This window comes from Pseudoduganella aquatica (assembly GCF_009857595.1).
In the GTDB taxonomy this organism is placed as follows: Bacteria; Pseudomonadota; Gammaproteobacteria; order Burkholderiales; family Burkholderiaceae_D; genus Rugamonas; species Rugamonas aquatica_A.
This window is the reverse complement of sequence record NZ_WWCU01000006.1, coordinates 173397-187779: the sequence shown is the minus strand read 5'-3', so window position 1 is coordinate 187779 and position 14383 is coordinate 173397. Positions and strand designations below refer to the sequence as shown.

The 14383-nt window shown below is 63.8% G+C and carries 12 protein-coding genes; 7 read left to right on the top strand and 5 right to left on the bottom strand.

Annotation, left to right across the window (positions count from 1 at the left end):
* Positions 1–143 precede the first annotated feature (143 nt).
* The 4 genes from GTP77_RS08375 to GTP77_RS08360 all read left to right on the top strand — a co-directional run bounded on the left by GTP77_RS08375 (position 144) and on the right by GTP77_RS08360 (position 5895).
* Positions 144–1244 (top strand): LysM peptidoglycan-binding domain-containing protein, encoded by a 1101-nt coding sequence (locus tag GTP77_RS08375; RefSeq protein WP_161071711.1) that lies wholly within the window; start codon positions 144–146, stop codon positions 1242–1244.
* 8 nt (positions 1245–1252) lie between these two features.
* A complete protein-coding gene (gene dprA, locus GTP77_RS08370; protein WP_161071710.1) occupies positions 1253–2503 on the top strand; it encodes a DNA-processing protein DprA in 1251 nt (416 codons plus the stop codon).
* 52 nt (positions 2504–2555) lie between these two features.
* Complete coding sequence (locus tag GTP77_RS08365; protein WP_161071709.1) at positions 2556–3020, top strand: Smg family protein; 465 nt, start codon at positions 2556–2558, stop codon at positions 3018–3020.
* A 175-nt stretch (positions 3021–3195) separates the two neighbouring features.
* Positions 3196–5895 carry a DNA topoisomerase III gene (locus tag GTP77_RS08360; RefSeq protein WP_161071708.1) on the top strand — a complete coding sequence of 900 codons (2700 nt, stop codon included), beginning with the start codon at positions 3196–3198 and terminating at the stop codon, positions 5893–5895.
* A 27-nt stretch (positions 5896–5922) separates the two neighbouring features.
* Here the strand turns inward: GTP77_RS08360 and GTP77_RS08355 are convergent, their stop codons facing one another.
* Both GTP77_RS08355 and GTP77_RS08350 read right to left on the bottom strand, forming a co-directional pair.
* A complete protein-coding gene (locus GTP77_RS08355; RefSeq protein WP_161071707.1) occupies positions 5923–6231 on the bottom strand; it encodes a type II toxin-antitoxin system RelE/ParE family toxin in 309 nt (102 codons plus the stop codon).
* The gene (locus GTP77_RS08350; protein ID WP_161071706.1) at positions 6216–6404 is read right to left on the bottom strand and encodes a hypothetical protein; all 189 of its coding nucleotides are present in this window, start codon (positions 6402–6404) and stop codon (positions 6216–6218) included. Before GTP77_RS08350 ends, GTP77_RS08355 begins: the two co-directional genes overlap by 16 nt.
* A gap of 149 nt (positions 6405–6553) precedes the next feature.
* On the opposite strand from GTP77_RS08350, the gene GTP77_RS08345 reads away from it, so the two are divergent.
* Complete coding sequence (locus GTP77_RS08345) at positions 6554–6970, top strand: hypothetical protein (protein WP_161071705.1); 417 nt, start codon at positions 6554–6556, stop codon at positions 6968–6970.
* Here the strand turns inward: GTP77_RS08345 and GTP77_RS08340 are convergent.
* Both GTP77_RS08340 and GTP77_RS08335 read right to left on the bottom strand, forming a co-directional pair.
* Positions 6954–7673, bottom strand: coding sequence for a hypothetical protein (locus GTP77_RS08340; RefSeq protein WP_161071704.1), 720 nt, complete (start codon positions 7671–7673; stop codon positions 6954–6956). The genes GTP77_RS08345 and GTP77_RS08340 overlap by 17 nt on opposite strands.
* Complete coding sequence (locus tag GTP77_RS08335; protein WP_228894990.1) at positions 7673–8332, bottom strand: hypothetical protein; 660 nt, start codon at positions 8330–8332, stop codon at positions 7673–7675. Before GTP77_RS08335 ends, GTP77_RS08340 begins: the two co-directional genes overlap by 1 nt.
* A gap of 307 nt (positions 8333–8639) precedes the next feature.
* On the opposite strand from GTP77_RS08335, the gene GTP77_RS08330 reads away from it, so the two are divergent.
* Positions 8640–10271 carry a methyl-accepting chemotaxis protein gene (locus GTP77_RS08330; protein WP_161071702.1) on the top strand — a complete coding sequence of 544 codons (1632 nt, stop codon included), beginning with the start codon at positions 8640–8642 and terminating at the stop codon, positions 10269–10271.
* Positions 10272–10383: 112 nt separating this feature from the next.
* Complete coding sequence (locus GTP77_RS08325; RefSeq protein ID WP_161071701.1) at positions 10384–10803, top strand: hypothetical protein; 420 nt, start codon at positions 10384–10386, stop codon at positions 10801–10803.
* On the opposite strand, the gene GTP77_RS08320 is transcribed toward GTP77_RS08325, so the two are convergent.
* The gene (locus GTP77_RS08320; protein ID WP_161071700.1) at positions 10804–14376 is read right to left on the bottom strand and encodes an ABC transporter permease/M1 family aminopeptidase; all 3573 of its coding nucleotides are present in this window, start codon (positions 14374–14376) and stop codon (positions 10804–10806) included.
* Between the last annotated feature and the right edge of the window lie 7 nt (positions 14377–14383).

Genomic DNA, 14383 nt, shown 5'->3' with positions numbered 1-14383 from the left:
TAAAAATGCAACAGGCGCACCCTGCTGCGCAGCGTGGTTTCTCTTGCTAGTTCAGGGTATTATGGGCAGAATTTGATTCAGCAGGGCAACCTTCAGGTCGCGATCCAGCCTTTCGTCCATGCCCGCCTTTAACGGACATCTTAATGAAAAATTTTAGCACAGTCGGCGCACGCCTGTTGATCGCGACGCTTATTTCCAGTGCCACGGCGGCCTCTGCGCAATCCATGAACTGCGAATTCCGGCCGAATGCGCCGGACCAGCACGTGGTGGTCCGCGGCGATACGCTGTGGGGTATTTCCGGGCGTTTCCTGGAGCGCCCCTGGTGCTGGCCCCAGGTGTGGGGCATGAACCGCGAGGAAATCCGCAATCCGCACTGGATTTATCCGGGCCAGATCGTCTACCTGGACCGCGCCGCAGGCCGCCTGCGCCTGGGCAGCCGGGTGGGCGAGGGCGCCGGGGCCGGCGATCCGTCCGCGCTGCGGCTGTCGCCCCAGCTGCGCATGGAAGGCCTGGGCAAGGACGCCGTGCAGTCCATCCCGACCGGCGACATCGAACCCTTCCTCACCCAGCCGCTGATTATCGAAGACGACGAGCTGAAGAATGCGCCGCGCATCATTGCGGCGCAGGAAGGCCACGTTTTCCTGGGCAAGGACGAGAAAGCCTATGTGCGCGGCGACCTGAAGGATGGCACCTCCTTCCAGGTGTTCCGCCCGGGCAAGCCGCTGAAGGATCCGGTCACCAAGGCCGTCATCGGCCAGGAAGCGTTCTATTTAGGCACGCTCAAACTGCAGACCGCCGCCAAGCCCGGTTCCGAAGTGCACACCTTTATCGTGGCCACCGCCAAAGAGGAAATGGGCAAGGGCGATCTGCTGATGCAGTCCCCGCCCACGCCTATGCAGAACTATGTTCCGCACCCGCCGGAGCGCAAGGTGGACGCGGCCGTGGTGGCTATTTACGGCGGCGTGAGCCATGCGGGCCAGAACCAGGTGGTCAGCATTAATCGCGGAAAGCTTGACGGACTCGATATCGGTTCTGTGCTGCAGCTGTACCATAGGGGACAGACGGTGACCGATCCAGGCGCCAGCAAAGGCTGGCTCAACATGGGGAATCCGCAGGTCAAGCTGCCGGATGAGGAAGTGGGCAGCTTGTTTATCTTCCGCGTGTTCAAGCATATTTCTTACGGCCTGATCATGCAGGTAACGGCGCCAGTGGAAGTGGGCGACGTCGCCAAATCGCCGGAGTAAACCGCGCCGTGCAAGCCACGGATCCCCCCGCCAGCGGCAGCCAGCCTGCCGCCAGCCCCGCCGCCGCAGGCCCGGGGCCAGCCCTTGCCGCGCCCCGGGTCTTGGGCCGCGCGGCCATCGCCAGCTGGCTGCGGCTGCAGCTTACGCCCGGCGTGGGCGTGACCGCCGGCGCCGAGCTGATCGCCGAATTTTCCCATCCCGACCGCGTTTTCCAGGCCGAGCCCGGCGATCTGCACCGCGTGTTGGCCGAAGTGCTTGCTGGCAGCCTGGTCGCTCCCGCCGTGCAGGCGCTGCGCTCGCCCCCGGCCGCGCTGCTGGACGAGGCCGGGCGCCTGGCGGACGCCACGCTGCGCTGGCTGGAACAGCCCGGCCACGCGCTGATGGCGCTGGACGATCCCGCTTTTCCGCCCCAGCTGCGCCAGATCCCCGCCGCGCCGCTGCTGCTGTATACAAGAGGGCGGCGCGAACTGCTGTACCGGCCGGCGGCCGCCATCGTCGGCGCGCGCAACGCCAGCGTGCAGGGCGTGGAGAATGCGGACCGCTTCGCCGCCGCACTGTCGGCCGCCGGGCTGGTGATCGTGTCCGGGCTGGCGCTGGGCATAGACGCGGCAGCCCACGCGGGCGGGCTGGCGGCCGGACCGGAGGGCGCCGGCACGGTGGCGGTGCTGGGCACCGGCATCGACCGCCTGTATCCGGCCCGCAACCGCGAGCTGGCGCTGCGCATCGCCGCCGAAGGCTGCATCGTCAGCGAATATCCGCTGGGCACGCCGCCCCTGCCGGACAATTTCCCGCGCCGCAACCGCATCATCAGCGGCCTGGCGCGCGGCGTGCTGGTGATCGAGGCGGCGGCGCAGTCGGGCTCGCTCATCACCGCGCGCTACGCGCTCAACCAGGGCCGCGAGGTGTTCGCCGTGCCCGGTTCCATCCACGCCACGCTGAGCAAGGGCTGCCACGCGCTGATACGGGCCGGCCAGGCCAAGCTGGTCGAAACCGCCGCCGACGTGCTGGAGGATATGTTGCCGGATGCGCCCCGGGGCGCCGGCGCCGAGCGGCAACAGGCCACCGTGCAGCTGCGCGCCGAGCTGGAGGCGCTGCTGCTGGCGCTCGGGCATGATCCGGCCCCGGCCGACGCGCTGGCGCTGCGGGCCGGCCTGTCCGCCGCCGACGCGCACAGCCATCTGCTGGCGCTGGAACTGGCCGGCCTGGTCGAGCGATTGCCGGGAGGAATTTTTCAGCGCCTGCACCGCCGGGGCCTGTGACGATGCGGTGCAGGGCTTGTGTTTCGCCGTTCTTAACTGTTAGAGTAGCGCCATGTTCGACATCCTTGTTTATCTCTACGAGACTTATTACCGCCCCGATGCGTGCCCGGAACCGGCCGCCTTGGCAAGGAAACTGTCGGCCGTCGGTTTCGACGACGAGGAGATCTCCGAAGCGCTGGTCTGGCTCACCGACCTGAATGAAATGGCGGGAGTCGAACAGACGCTGACGGCCGCCTCCACCGGCACCCGCTACTATGTGGAGGAGGAGCAGGACGCGCTGGGCACCGCCGCCATCGGCTTTATCCAGTTCCTGGAAAGCGCCCAGGTGCTGTCGCCCCTGCAGCGTGAAATCGTCATCGAACGTGCGCTGGCGCTGGAGGAAGTGCCGGTGTCGCTGGGCAAGCTGAAAGTCATCGTCCTGATGCTGCTGTGGAGCCAGGGCAAGGAGCCGGACGCCTTGATGTTTGACGACCTGTTCGGTTCCGATGAAGATCAAATGCCGCGCCTGCTGCACTGACACGCTTCCCGTTGTTCCCCGCTTGCGCACCGCAAGACCACCCTCTGCAGCGCCGTGCCGCCAAGCCGAAGCAACCCTGGCGGGATTGCAAAAGTTCAGCATGCGGTATAAGAATGTTCTGTATGATGCGCATGCTGCGCCAAATCCAGAGTAAAAAAACAAGAGAATACAAAATATGAGCAAAACCCTCATCATCGCCGAGAAGCCATCTGTCGCGAACGATATCGCGAAGTCGCTGGGCGGCTTTACCAAGCACGATGAGTACTTTGAGTCCGACGACTACGTGCTGTCCTCGGCCGTCGGCCACCTGCTGGAAATCGCGGTGCCGGAAGAGCACGACGTCAAGCGCGGCAAGTGGAGCTTTGCCCACCTGCCCATGATCCCGCCGTACTTCGCGCTGAATCCGATCGCCAAGACCGAGTCGCGCCTGAAAGTGCTCAACAAGTTGATCAAACGCAAGGACGTCACCGGCCTGATCAACGCATGCGACGCGGGCCGCGAAGGTGAGCTGATCTTCCGCCTGATTGCGCAGAACGCCAAGGCCAAGCAGCCGGTGCAGCGCCTGTGGCTGCAGTCGATGACGCCCAACGCCATCCGCGAAGGCTTCAACAGCCTGCGCTCGGACGAGGAAATGCTGCCGCTGGCGGACGCCGCGCGCTGCCGTTCGGAAGCGGACTGGCTGATCGGCATCAACGGCACCCGCGCCATGACCGCGTTCAACTCGAAAGAGGGCGGCTTCTACCTGACCACCGTGGGCCGCGTGCAGACGCCGACCCTGTCCATCGTGGTCGAGCGCGAAGAAAAGATCAAGAAATTCGTCTCGCGCGACTACTGGGAAGTGCGCGCCGAGTTCATCTGCGCAGCCGGCGTGTACGAAGGCCGCTGGATGGACACCGGCTTCAAGAAGGACGAGCACGACCCGGAAAAACGCGCCGAGCGCCTGTGGTCCAAGGCCGCCGCCGACAGCATCGCGCTGGCCTGCCGCGGCAAGCAGGGCAATGTCACCGAAGAGTCCAAGCCGACCACCTCGATGGCGCCCGGCCTGTTCGACCTGACCAGCTTGCAGCGCGAGGCCAACGGCCGTTTCGGCTTCTCGGCCAAGAACACGCTGGGCCTGGCCCAGGCGCTGTACGAGAAGCACAAGGTGCTGACCTACCCGCGTACCGATTCGCGCCACCTGCCGGAAGACTACCTGGACACCGTCAAGGAAGTGCTGGGCGTGCTGGGCGAGAACCACAATTACCACACCTTCTCCAAGCAGATCCTGAGCAAGGGCTGGGTCAAGCCGAACAAGCGCATCTTCGACAACACCAAGATCTCGGATCACTTTGCCATCATTCCGACCGGCATCGCACCGAAGAACCTGTCCGAGCCGGAACAGAAACTGTACGACCTGGTGACGCGCCGCTTCATGGCCGTGTTCTTCCCGGCCGCCGAGTTCCAGGTCACCACCCGCTACACCGAAGTGTCCGGCCACCAGTTCAAGACCGAAGGCAAGGTCATGACCAACGCCGGCTGGATGGCGATCTACGGCAAGGACGCGGCCGGCGACGACGACAAGGAAGGTAGCGGCATGCTGGTGCCGGTCGCCAAGGGCGAGAAGGTCAAGACCGAGAAGGTCACGCCGAACGGCCTGGTCACCAAGCCGCCTGCGCGCTACTCGGAAGCGACGCTGCTGTCCGCCATGGAAGGCGCGGGCAAGCTGGTCGACTCCGACGAACTGCGCGACGCCATGGCCGGCAAAGGCCTGGGCACGCCGGCAACGCGCGCCGCCATTATCGAGGGCCTGCTGGGCGAGAAATACCTGCTGCGCGAAGGCCGCGAACTGATCCCGACCGCCAAGGCGTCGCAGCTGATGACGCTGCTGCGCGGCCTGGGCGTGAACGAATTGACGGCGCCGGAGCTGACCGGCGAGTGGGAATACAAGCTGTCGCAAATGGAAAAGGGACGCATCTCGCGCGAGGAATTCATGCGCGAAATCGCCCAGATGACGCAAATCATCGTCAAGCGCGCCAAGGAATACGACAACGACACCATTCCGGGCGACTATGCCACCCTGGTCACGCCTTGCCCGAACTGCAACAGCGTGGTGAAAGAGAACTACCGCCGTTTCGCCTGCACCAAGTGCGAGTTCTCGATGAGCAAAACGCCGGGCAGCCGCCAGTTTGAAATCGCGGAAGTTGAAGAACTGCTGAAGAACCGTACCATCGGTCCGCTGCAAGGCTTCCGTTCCAAGATGGGCCGCCCGTTCGCCGCCATCCTGCGCATCGTGCGCGACGAGGACATCAGCAACTTCAAGCTGGAGTTCGACTTTGGCCAGAACGACGAAGGTGGCGAGGACGGCGAAGGCGTGGACTTCACCGGCCAGACCCCGGTCGGCCCGTGCCCGAAATGCGCCGCCAATGTGTACGAAATGGGCTTGGCCTATGTGTGCGAGCACAGCGTCGCCAAGCCCAAGACCTGCGACTTCCGCAGCGGCCGCATCATCCTGCAGCAGGAGATCCTGCCCGAGCAGATGAGCAAGCTGCTCAACGACGGCAAGACCGATCTGCTGCCGGGCTTCGTCTCGCAGCGCACGCGCCGTCCGTTCAAGGCCTTCCTGACCAAGGGCAAGGACGGCAAGATCAGCTTCGAGTTCGAAGAGCGCAAAGCCAAGCCGGGCGCCAAGCCGAAAGCGGGCAAGGCGGACGAAGCGGAAGGCGCCGAAGGCGAAACCGCGGTAGCGGCGGCGCCGACCAAGAAAGTGGCGGCCAAGAAAGCCGCCGCGAAGCCGGCAGCGAAAAAAGCTGCAGCCAAGCCGGCCGCGAAAAAAGCCGCCGCCAAGCCGGCCGCCAAAAAGCCAGCCGCCAAAAAAGCCGCCGCCACAGCGGAATAAGCAAACGGGACCTTCGGGTCCCGTTTTTTATTCCCTTAGCCTGCGGCGCAGCGACACGAAGCTGCGCCTGCTGTGAAGTACGGCAAGGATAAGAGCTTCCGATGCGCGCACCCGATAGATGATGCGGTAGCGGAATACTTTGCGTTCGCGTATCGCCGGATCGGCAAGTTCAGGCACGATGGCGCCCAAGTGGGGAAACTGGCTAAGGCTAGCCGCTGTAGCCAGAATTTTTTTGACAACCGCCGAAGCATTTTGCGTAGAGTCGCGCGCAATGTAGTGGGCGATTGAGTTGAGGTCGTCGATTGCTTTTTCAGACCAAATTACGGATTTAGCCATTTATTGAGCCGCCGTTCCGCTTCAGTGTGCGAAATGGTGCCGTGGGCATCAACATGGTCGTCGCTCCTCTTGATTTCGGCTATGACGTATAGCTTGTAAAGGATGTCTTCCAATGAGCAGTCGTCAGGCATGGTCGCGAGCAAGTTCATGATTTCCTGCTTGGCGGTGGACATTTCTATGCTCCCAGTGCGTTGTATGACTTTAGTATAACTGGCCGGTTCGGACTTTGACCTTGCTTAAATCGGCAGGGTTCACACGCAGCGCATCATGGCTTCACAGGCCGTCCCTATGCTTGCATGATTCACATCATCAGGGACAGCTAATGAAAATCTTCGCTTCGGTTGCCGTTATTTGCACGCGCTTGTGCTGCGCACTTCTGGGCTTTGGCATGCTCTTTGTTTCCATTCCGCTGGCGCTGGTCCTCAACGCGTTTTCTTCCGAGGAGGCGACGGCGTCACCGTGGCAGATGATGGTATTGGTGATCGGCGGCGCGTGCCTGCTGGCGTCCGGGTTTGTGATGTTCGCGGTGGGGTGGCGGGCCAGGTCTCGGGAGCGCGCCTATCGGGGCGCCACGTTCGCGCTGCTGCTGGTGCCGCTTGCGGCCTGGGCGAAGCTGATGACCAGCCCGATCCAGTTTCCGCCAACGTCTTTGGCGGTGGTGCTCAGCGCTTTCACCGTCTGGCTTTTGCTGCTGTGTGCGTGGCCGGAGTTGCTGGAAACGCCTATGCCAGCGACGTGACGCGCCAGTGGCCGTCGGCGAAGGGCAGGGTGGTGATGCCGTCCGGCGAAAACTGCTGCGTGGCCAGCGCGTCCGCGCCGGGCACTTCCTGGCCTTCCTTCCAGGCGCAGTTGGAGCCGGCAATGCGCCAGCCGCCGCCTTTATGCAGCACCGTGAACTCGCCCCATGAGCTGGCGTCCGGCGTGGTCGGGGAGTAGGCGTCGCCGGGGCTGCCGCAAGCCCAGGCCATCCAGTGCTCGCCGATAATCAGGTAGGCGACCGCTGCGCCGCCCGCCGCCGCAACCGGCACCAGCCGCACGCCGCGCATCGGCGCGCCCGCCATGCGTACCCAGTCTTCATCGTAGCTGGCGTCAATGCCGGTTTCGTGGACCGCGTCCTCGCTGTCAAAGCGCATCCAGCCCGCGTCCAGTTCGGCGCTGAGAGCGGGGAAGGCGATCTCGGGCCGCCATTCGCAGCGCTCGCCCGCCACCACGGTAGTGCCGGCAAAGCCGGTTTGCGCGCTGAAACGGGCCAGCTGCGCTGGCGCAAGCGTCGCCAGCTGGGCGCGGCTGTCCAGCGACGGGCGGTCGATCGGAATGCGCAGGTCGATATGGAAGCTGGCGGACTGGAACCACCACACCTGAGTGCTCAGGTCGCTGGTGCCATTGCTGCGCCAGATGCCGGTGCGCCGCCACAAGCCTTGATAGATCGCAGGAACTGTCATCACCGCAAGTCGTCGGTATAGAAGTAGACCGTGCCGCGTATGGCGGACGGCGTTGCCTGCAGCGCGGCGGCGAGCGCTTTGGCGTCCGGTTCGGCCATGCCGTTCTTGGCGATGGTGGCCGGTGCGTATGGCGCATGCGATGCTGCACGGTAAGAAACAATATGATCGAAATCGGGACGGCTGTCGATCTCCTTGATGAGGTAACGCTGTTTGCCGTTGCCAATTTGCACATAAGTTGCCGTGGAGTTTGTTTTTTCGGCTGGCGAGAGTGGCCGGAACAGCAAGACTTTATCCACCACCAATGTTGCAGCCCTGTACTGTGTCTTGCCGCCTTGCTCGAAATGGCCGAGCACCAGATCAGCCTTGAACTGGCGCAGGGGCGAGGCGGCGTCCGGCGCCAGCCTGTCCAGTTCGAATTTTTCCGGGTCCACGGTCCACAGCGCGGTCTTGCCGTCCAGCCGGCCTTTCAGCGCCGCGTCCAGCCTGGCGTCCGCCACGTGCACTTGCAGCACCACCTGGTAATCGTGCGGCGCATGGAACATGGGCAGGTGCGAGGCGTACAAGCCCTCCTTGCCGCCGAACAGCGCCATGCCGTGGGTGCCGAAAGTGGGGCCGGCCGCGATTGCCTGAACGGCGAGAAGGCAGGCGGCGGCAGTCATTGCCGCTGCGCGCGGCCATCTGGTATGGATGAATGTTTTCATACCGTAATGGTATTCGGGCGCACGCGGAGCGTACAGCCCTGCTTGCGTCCGCGTCTACGTAGTTTCCACGAGGCACTAATTTTAACTCCGTGTTACACTCCTATCCTTCCCTAGCAGTTCTGTCAATACTAAGTGTTGCTTTTTATCACAAGCAGCACGCTGTCTCATTGTTGCAATCGTAGTTTCCCATGGACGCACTGGCACCTGTTTTCAGCCGGGGCGCGGCTTGTCCGCCTGTGTCCCACTTTTTTGTTCGAGAGAAAAAATGAAAAACCTGAAAATCGGTACCCGCCTCGCCGGCGGCTTTGGACTTGTCTTGCTGCTAACTATGCTGATGACCTGGATAGGCCTGAGCCATATGCAGGCCGTGGCCGAAGCCACCAGCGAAATGATGCAGCAGCCGCTGGCCAAGGAACGCATGATCTCTGACTGGTACCGCCTGATCCACACCAGCGTGCGCCGCACCACCGCCATTTCCAAGTCCAGCGACGCCAGCCTCGGTCCCTTCTTTGCCGCCGACGCCGCCGCTTCCTCCAGCGAAGTGAACGAGCTGCAAAAGAAGGTTGAGCCGCTGCTCGAAAGCGACGAGGAAAAGCAGCTGTTCGCCACCATGATCGCCGCGCGCAAGCGCTATGTGGCCTCGCGCGACGGCATCGTTGCGCTGAAGAAGGAAGACAAGTTCGAGGAAGCCGCCGCGCTGCTGGAAAAGAATTTCATCCCCGACGGCAAGGCCTATCTGGATGCGCTCAGCGGCCTGCTGGTGATGCAGCGCCAGAGCATCGACGCCAACGCGGCCCGTATCGACGCCAGCTACCAGGAAAACCGCCGCTTCATGCTGGCCTTCGCCGCCGCCGTGCTGGCGCTGGGCGGCCTGTGCGCCTGGCGTTTGACCACCGGCATCACCCGTCCGCTGCGCCGCGCCGTGGACGTTGCCACCGCCGTGGCCGCCAATGACTTGCGCAGCGATATCGTGATCGACAGCCGCGACGAAACCGGCAAGTTGCTGCAGGCGCTCAAAACCATGAACGACGGCCTGGTGCTCATCGTCAGCGAAGTGCGCTCCGGCACCGACCAGATCGCCACCGCCTCGCATCAGATCGCCGCCGGCAATCAGGACCTGTCCAGCCGCACCGAGCAGCAGGCCGGCAGCCTGGAGGAGACCGCCTCGTCGATGGAAGAACTGACCTCGACCGTGAAGCAGAACGCCGACAATGCGCGCCAGGCCAACCAGCTGGCCGTGGCCGCGTCGCACGTCGCCGAGCGCGGCGGCGAGGTGGTGGGCGAAGTGGTGGACACCATGGAATCGATCAATGCTTCGGCGCGCAAGATTGTCGACATCATCAGCGTGATCGACGGCATTGCTTTCCAGACCAACATCCTGGCGCTGAACGCCGCCGTAGAGGCCGCCCGTGCAGGCGAACAGGGTCGTGGTTTTGCGGTGGTGGCCAGCGAAGTGCGCAACCTTGCGCACCGCAGCGCCGCCGCCGCCAAGGAAATCAAGGTGCTGATCGACGACTCGGTGGGCAAGGTTGAGAACGGCAGCAAGCTGGTCGAACAGGCCGGCATGACCATGAGCGAAGTGGTGGACAGCATCAAGCGCGTGACCGACATCATGGGCGAAATCACCTCGGCCAGCATGGAGCAGAGCGCCGGCATCGAGCAGGTCAATGAGGCGATTATCCAGATGGACCATGTGACGCAGCAGAATGCGGCGCTGGTGGAAGAGGCCGCCGCTGCCGCGGGCGCGCTGGAGGAGCAGGCGGAATCGCTGGCGGACGTGGTGAGCGTGTTCAAGTTGTCCGAGCCGTACAGCCATGCGCCGGCGCTGACTTTGCACAAGTCCGCCGCCGTGGCGCCGCGCGCCGCGAACCAGCAGGCGCTGCGCCTGAGCGCTTGATATGGTTGGCGGGTTACGCGCGTACCGCGTAACCCGCCAGCTCTGCAGCGTGCGCTGCATAAATCCCAAACTGTGTAGAGTGTGACAACAACACCATGCTTTGGGAGAAATTATGCGAAATACCTTCTTGAAACTGAGCGCCTTGTGCGCTGCCCTGCTGCTGGCTGCCTGCCAGACCTCGCCGACCGGCTCCAGCGCCGCCCAGGACGAGGCGCCGTCGCCGAAGAACCCCGAGTTCACCACGGAAATGGCGAAATTCAACGCCCAGTTCCCGAATCCGAAAGTCAGCAAGTACGAGGAAGAGTCCATCGCCTTCAACAACGCGCAGAAGTTGGACGAGCGCGGCAACTGCCACGGCAAGTCCAAGTATCCGGTCACCATCATGCTGCTGCTGGACGCGAACGGCAAAGTCATCAGCACTGTGACGGATGTGGAAAACGGCAAGGCGGCCTGCTTCCGCCAGTCCTACGCGGCGGTGCAGTTCCCCAAGCCGCCCATCGCGCCTTACCGCAAGGCCATGCTGCTCAGGTAATCACTGCTCCACGGCGATCATATTGTCGTCCGGCTTGCGGTCGATCAGTTTGTTGTCCGGATCGATGCCCGCCCTGGCCGGGCGGCCGCTGACCACCAGCGTGTAAGTGGCTTGCTTTTGCGTGACCAGCTTGCGCTCGCGCAGCAGGCTGTTGCCGTCCTTGTCGTCCACGCCCACGTCGATCAGGTCGCGGATCGGCATTTCCTTCTCGGCGCCCAGTTCGTCCGCCCGCAGCTTGCTGGCGTGGACTTTCAGCGTCACCTCATACTTGCCGTCCGGACGCTTGCGCGCCGTAGCGCTCAGCGCGCGGCTGTCGTGCAGCACGATGGCGTTGAACAGGTCGTCGATCAGGTAAGCCTGGTCCGGCTGCGCAATCTTGCGCAGCGCATCCACCAGCACCGTCACGCTGGGGTAGGGCGCGGTGTGGAAGGCGTGCTGCGCCAGCAGGCCCTTCAGCACACCGTTCACCCGCTCCTCGCCCAGGATGTCCTGTAGCTGGTACATGGCCAGGCTGCCTTTGCGGTAGTGGATGTAGGGCTGGTTCTCGTTGTCCGCCAGCGGCAGCTCCTTCTTGTTCTCCAGCGCGCGGCCCATCAGGTAGTGGTTCAGGTCGTAGCGCAGGAAGCGGCGCATCTTGTCGGCGCCGTACTGCTTCTTCATCACCATCAGCGCCGAGTACTCGGACAGGGTTTCGCTCAGCACGGTGGCGCCGCGCGTGTCGCCGCCCACCAGCTGGTGCGCCCACCATTGATGCGCCACTTCATGCGCCGTCACGTAGAAGGGGTAGTCCACGTCCTTGGGGTTCTTGTCGTCCACCTTGGCGATGAAGCCCACGCTTTCCGAATACGGGATGGTGTTCGGGAAGGACTGCGCGAACGCGGCGTAGCGCGGGAACTCCACAATGCGCACCACCTTGTGCTGGTAGGGGCTGTAGTTCCTGGTGTAGTACTCCAGCGCGTCCTTCACGCCCTTGGCCATGCGGTCCAGATTGTATTCGTGGCCGGGCTGGTAGTAGATTTCGATGCCCACGTCCTGCCACCAGTCATGCTTGACGGCGTAGCGGGCCGACTGGAAGGCGTAGAAGTTCAGGATGGGCTTGTCCATCTTGTAGTGGAAGTAGCGCCGGCCCTTGGCTTTCCATTCCTTTTCCAGCGTGCCGGGCGCCACGGCGGTCTGGTCGGCGCTGGTGCTGACCACGGCGTCGAAGGTCACCCAGTCGGCGTCGCTGCCGATGTAGTTGTTGGCCAGGCCTTTGGGATCGTCGCGCGGCAGGGCGCGTTCCTGCGCCGGCAGGCCGTGGCGCTTGCGGTCGCGCGGATCGGTCAGCTCGGCCTGGCGCTGGTAGCCGATGTGCGGCAGCTTGGTGTTGTTGAAGAAGGTGCCGTTGCCCACCACCGGCGTGTCCTGGCCCAGGCCGAGGATGCCCTTGGGCGCGTACACCAGTTCGAATTCCAGCGGCATGCGCGCGCCCGGCGCCAGCGGCGTGGACAGGGTGTAGCTGTACACGCCCAGCTGCTCATCCCTGGTTTTCAGGTGCGCCACCTGGCCGAAGCGCAGCGGCTGCATGTCGGCCGTCGTGTCCTGCGTGACGTAGATTTCGCTGATGGGCTGCGCGCTCTTGTTCTCGAGCATGTAGCGGCCCTTCACCTGCAGGCGGCGCTTTTCCGGCTCGATGGCCACGCCCAGCCGCACGTCCGTGATGCGCGGCTGCGCCACATCGGCCAGCTGCTTGTATTTGCGTTCATAGTCCGCGCGCTCGGCCAGCTGGCGGTAGGCGGACTTGTAGTTGTTTGCGATGTGCAGGTTGTAGAACAGCACGCCGCCGGCGCCCAGGAAGATGCTCACGCCCAGGGCCAGCGAGGCCAGCACCGGCATGGTCAGCGCATGGCGCGCCAGCGAGACGCGCTGGCGCCATTCGGTGTTGTTGCCGCGCGCCCAGAACAGCAGCGACAGCACCACCAGGATCAGCGCCGCGCCGCTCCAGTACAGCTCGAACCAGCGCTCGCGCACCAGGTAGTGGCCGTAGCCGTTCATGGCCGAGTAGACGAAGCTGGGCGAGGTGCCGTACACCAGCATGGGATGTTCCATCCCCAGCGAGGGCAGGGTGATGCTGGCTACGTAGTACAGGATCATGGCGAAGTGCGCCATGTATTTGTGGTTGATCAGCACCTGCGCGGCAATCGCCAGCACCGCCACCAGCGCGTAGGACGGCAGCTGCACGGTGTACAGGTGCTGGAAGTACAAGCCGGGTTCAAGCTGGAAGTAGCCGTGGAAGATCTGTATCGTCATGCCGCACAACATCACCACCAGCATCAGCAGCGCCTGCAGGCCGATCAGCGCGAACAGCTTGGACAGCAGCGGCAGCCAGCTCGGCACCGGCAGCGCGTCCAGCATCTGCGCCATGCGGTTCTCGCGCTCGCGCCACACCAGCTCGCCCGCGTAGAAGGTGGTGAGCACCAGCATGAACAGCGCGAAGGTTTCCGACACCATTTCCAGCACCATGTAGGTGACCGGGTAGGTCTTGGTGCCGTACATGGAGCCCATGTCCAGCGCGCCGGCGAACATGGTCAGCACGCCGGCCAGCACGATCACCAGGAAGTAGACATTCTTCACGGTTTCGCGCAGGTTCAGGTAGATGTTTTTCAGCAGCAGCAGGCCCAGGCTGCGCGACTTGAAGTCCGGCGCCTCGTGCGTGTGGCTGGCCGCCTGGCTGATGCGCAGCTGCGGTTCGGCGTCGCCGCGCGCGTCGGCCTTGCCGCTGTCTATGCTGCTGACAAAGCGGAAGCGCCAGTAGCCCAGCAACAGCACCACCACCGAGAACGAGGTCCAGATCACGCGGTTCAGCAGGTACACGCCTTCCGGCAGCACCAGGCGCGTGTTGCGCTCGGCGATGGGCCAGTATTCGGTCAGGTTGATGGCGGCGGCGGTGCCGAAGGGGTCGATCAGCGCGGCCAGCGTCTTGTAGTCCAGGTCGCGCGCCAGGCCGGGGGCGACGATGTAGCCGATCAGCATCACCACGCTGGAAATATAGACCGGCAGCATGCGCCGCGTGAGCGCGGCCAGCACGAAGAAGATGGCGCCGAAGATGAACAGATTGGGCAGCAGCGTGACGAAGTAGGGTATCAGCCAGGCCGCCAGCGGCGGATTGCCCAGCCGTTCTGGATCGACGCCGGGAATGAAGGTGCCCAGCCAGGCGCCCAGCAGGATGGACGCGAACACCACCGCCAAGGTCAGGTAGGCGCCGATGAAGCGGCCCAGCATGTACTGGTACTTGCGGATGGGCGCGCTGAAGAAGAAGTGGTGCATGTCATATTCGAAGTCCTGCTGCACCGAGCGGCCCATCATGGCGGCCACCACGATCACGCCCAGGCAGCCGAGGAAGCTGGCGGTGAACATGATGGAGCGCGGGGCGTTGATGAACACGCGGCCGCCGAAGGTGACCACGGCTTCCTTGAACACGCCGCCGGCGGCCGCCATCCACAGCATGGCCAGCAGCAAAAACATGCCGAAATAAACCCAGGTGGACAGCAGCTTGAGGCGCTGGCGCGCTTCGAACAAGGCGATGGCAAGCATGTTGGCC

What these genes read in the sequence shown, in the direction of transcription:
- GTP77_RS08360 (WP_161071708.1), top strand. Translation starts at nt 3,196, where the DNA reads ATGAGCAAAACCCTCATCATCGCCGAGAAGCCATCTGTCGCGAACGAT.
- GTP77_RS08320 (WP_161071700.1), bottom strand. Translation starts at nt 14,376, where the DNA reads ATGCTTGCCATCGCCTTGTTCGAAGCGCGCCAGCGCCTCAAGCTGCTG.
- GTP77_RS08375 (WP_161071711.1), top strand. Translation starts at nt 144, where the DNA reads ATGAAAAATTTTAGCACAGTCGGCGCACGCCTGTTGATCGCGACGCTT.
- GTP77_RS08355 (WP_161071707.1), bottom strand. Translation starts at nt 6,231, where the DNA reads ATGGCTAAATCCGTAATTTGGTCTGAAAAAGCAATCGACGACCTCAAC.
- GTP77_RS08365 (WP_161071709.1), top strand. Translation starts at nt 2,556, where the DNA reads ATGTTCGACATCCTTGTTTATCTCTACGAGACTTATTACCGCCCCGAT.
- GTP77_RS08340 (WP_161071704.1), bottom strand. Translation starts at nt 7,673, where the DNA reads ATGACAGTTCCTGCGATCTATCAAGGCTTGTGGCGGCGCACCGGCATC.
- GTP77_RS08350 (WP_161071706.1), bottom strand. Translation starts at nt 6,404, where the DNA reads ATGTCCACCGCCAAGCAGGAAATCATGAACTTGCTCGCGACCATGCCT.
- GTP77_RS08330 (WP_161071702.1), top strand. Translation starts at nt 8,640, where the DNA reads ATGAAAAACCTGAAAATCGGTACCCGCCTCGCCGGCGGCTTTGGACTT.
- GTP77_RS08335 (WP_228894990.1), bottom strand. Translation starts at nt 8,332, where the DNA reads ATGACTGCCGCCGCCTGCCTTCTCGCCGTTCAGGCAATCGCGGCCGGC.
- GTP77_RS08345 (WP_161071705.1), top strand. Translation starts at nt 6,554, where the DNA reads ATGAAAATCTTCGCTTCGGTTGCCGTTATTTGCACGCGCTTGTGCTGC.
- GTP77_RS08325 (WP_161071701.1), top strand. Translation starts at nt 10,384, where the DNA reads ATGCGAAATACCTTCTTGAAACTGAGCGCCTTGTGCGCTGCCCTGCTG.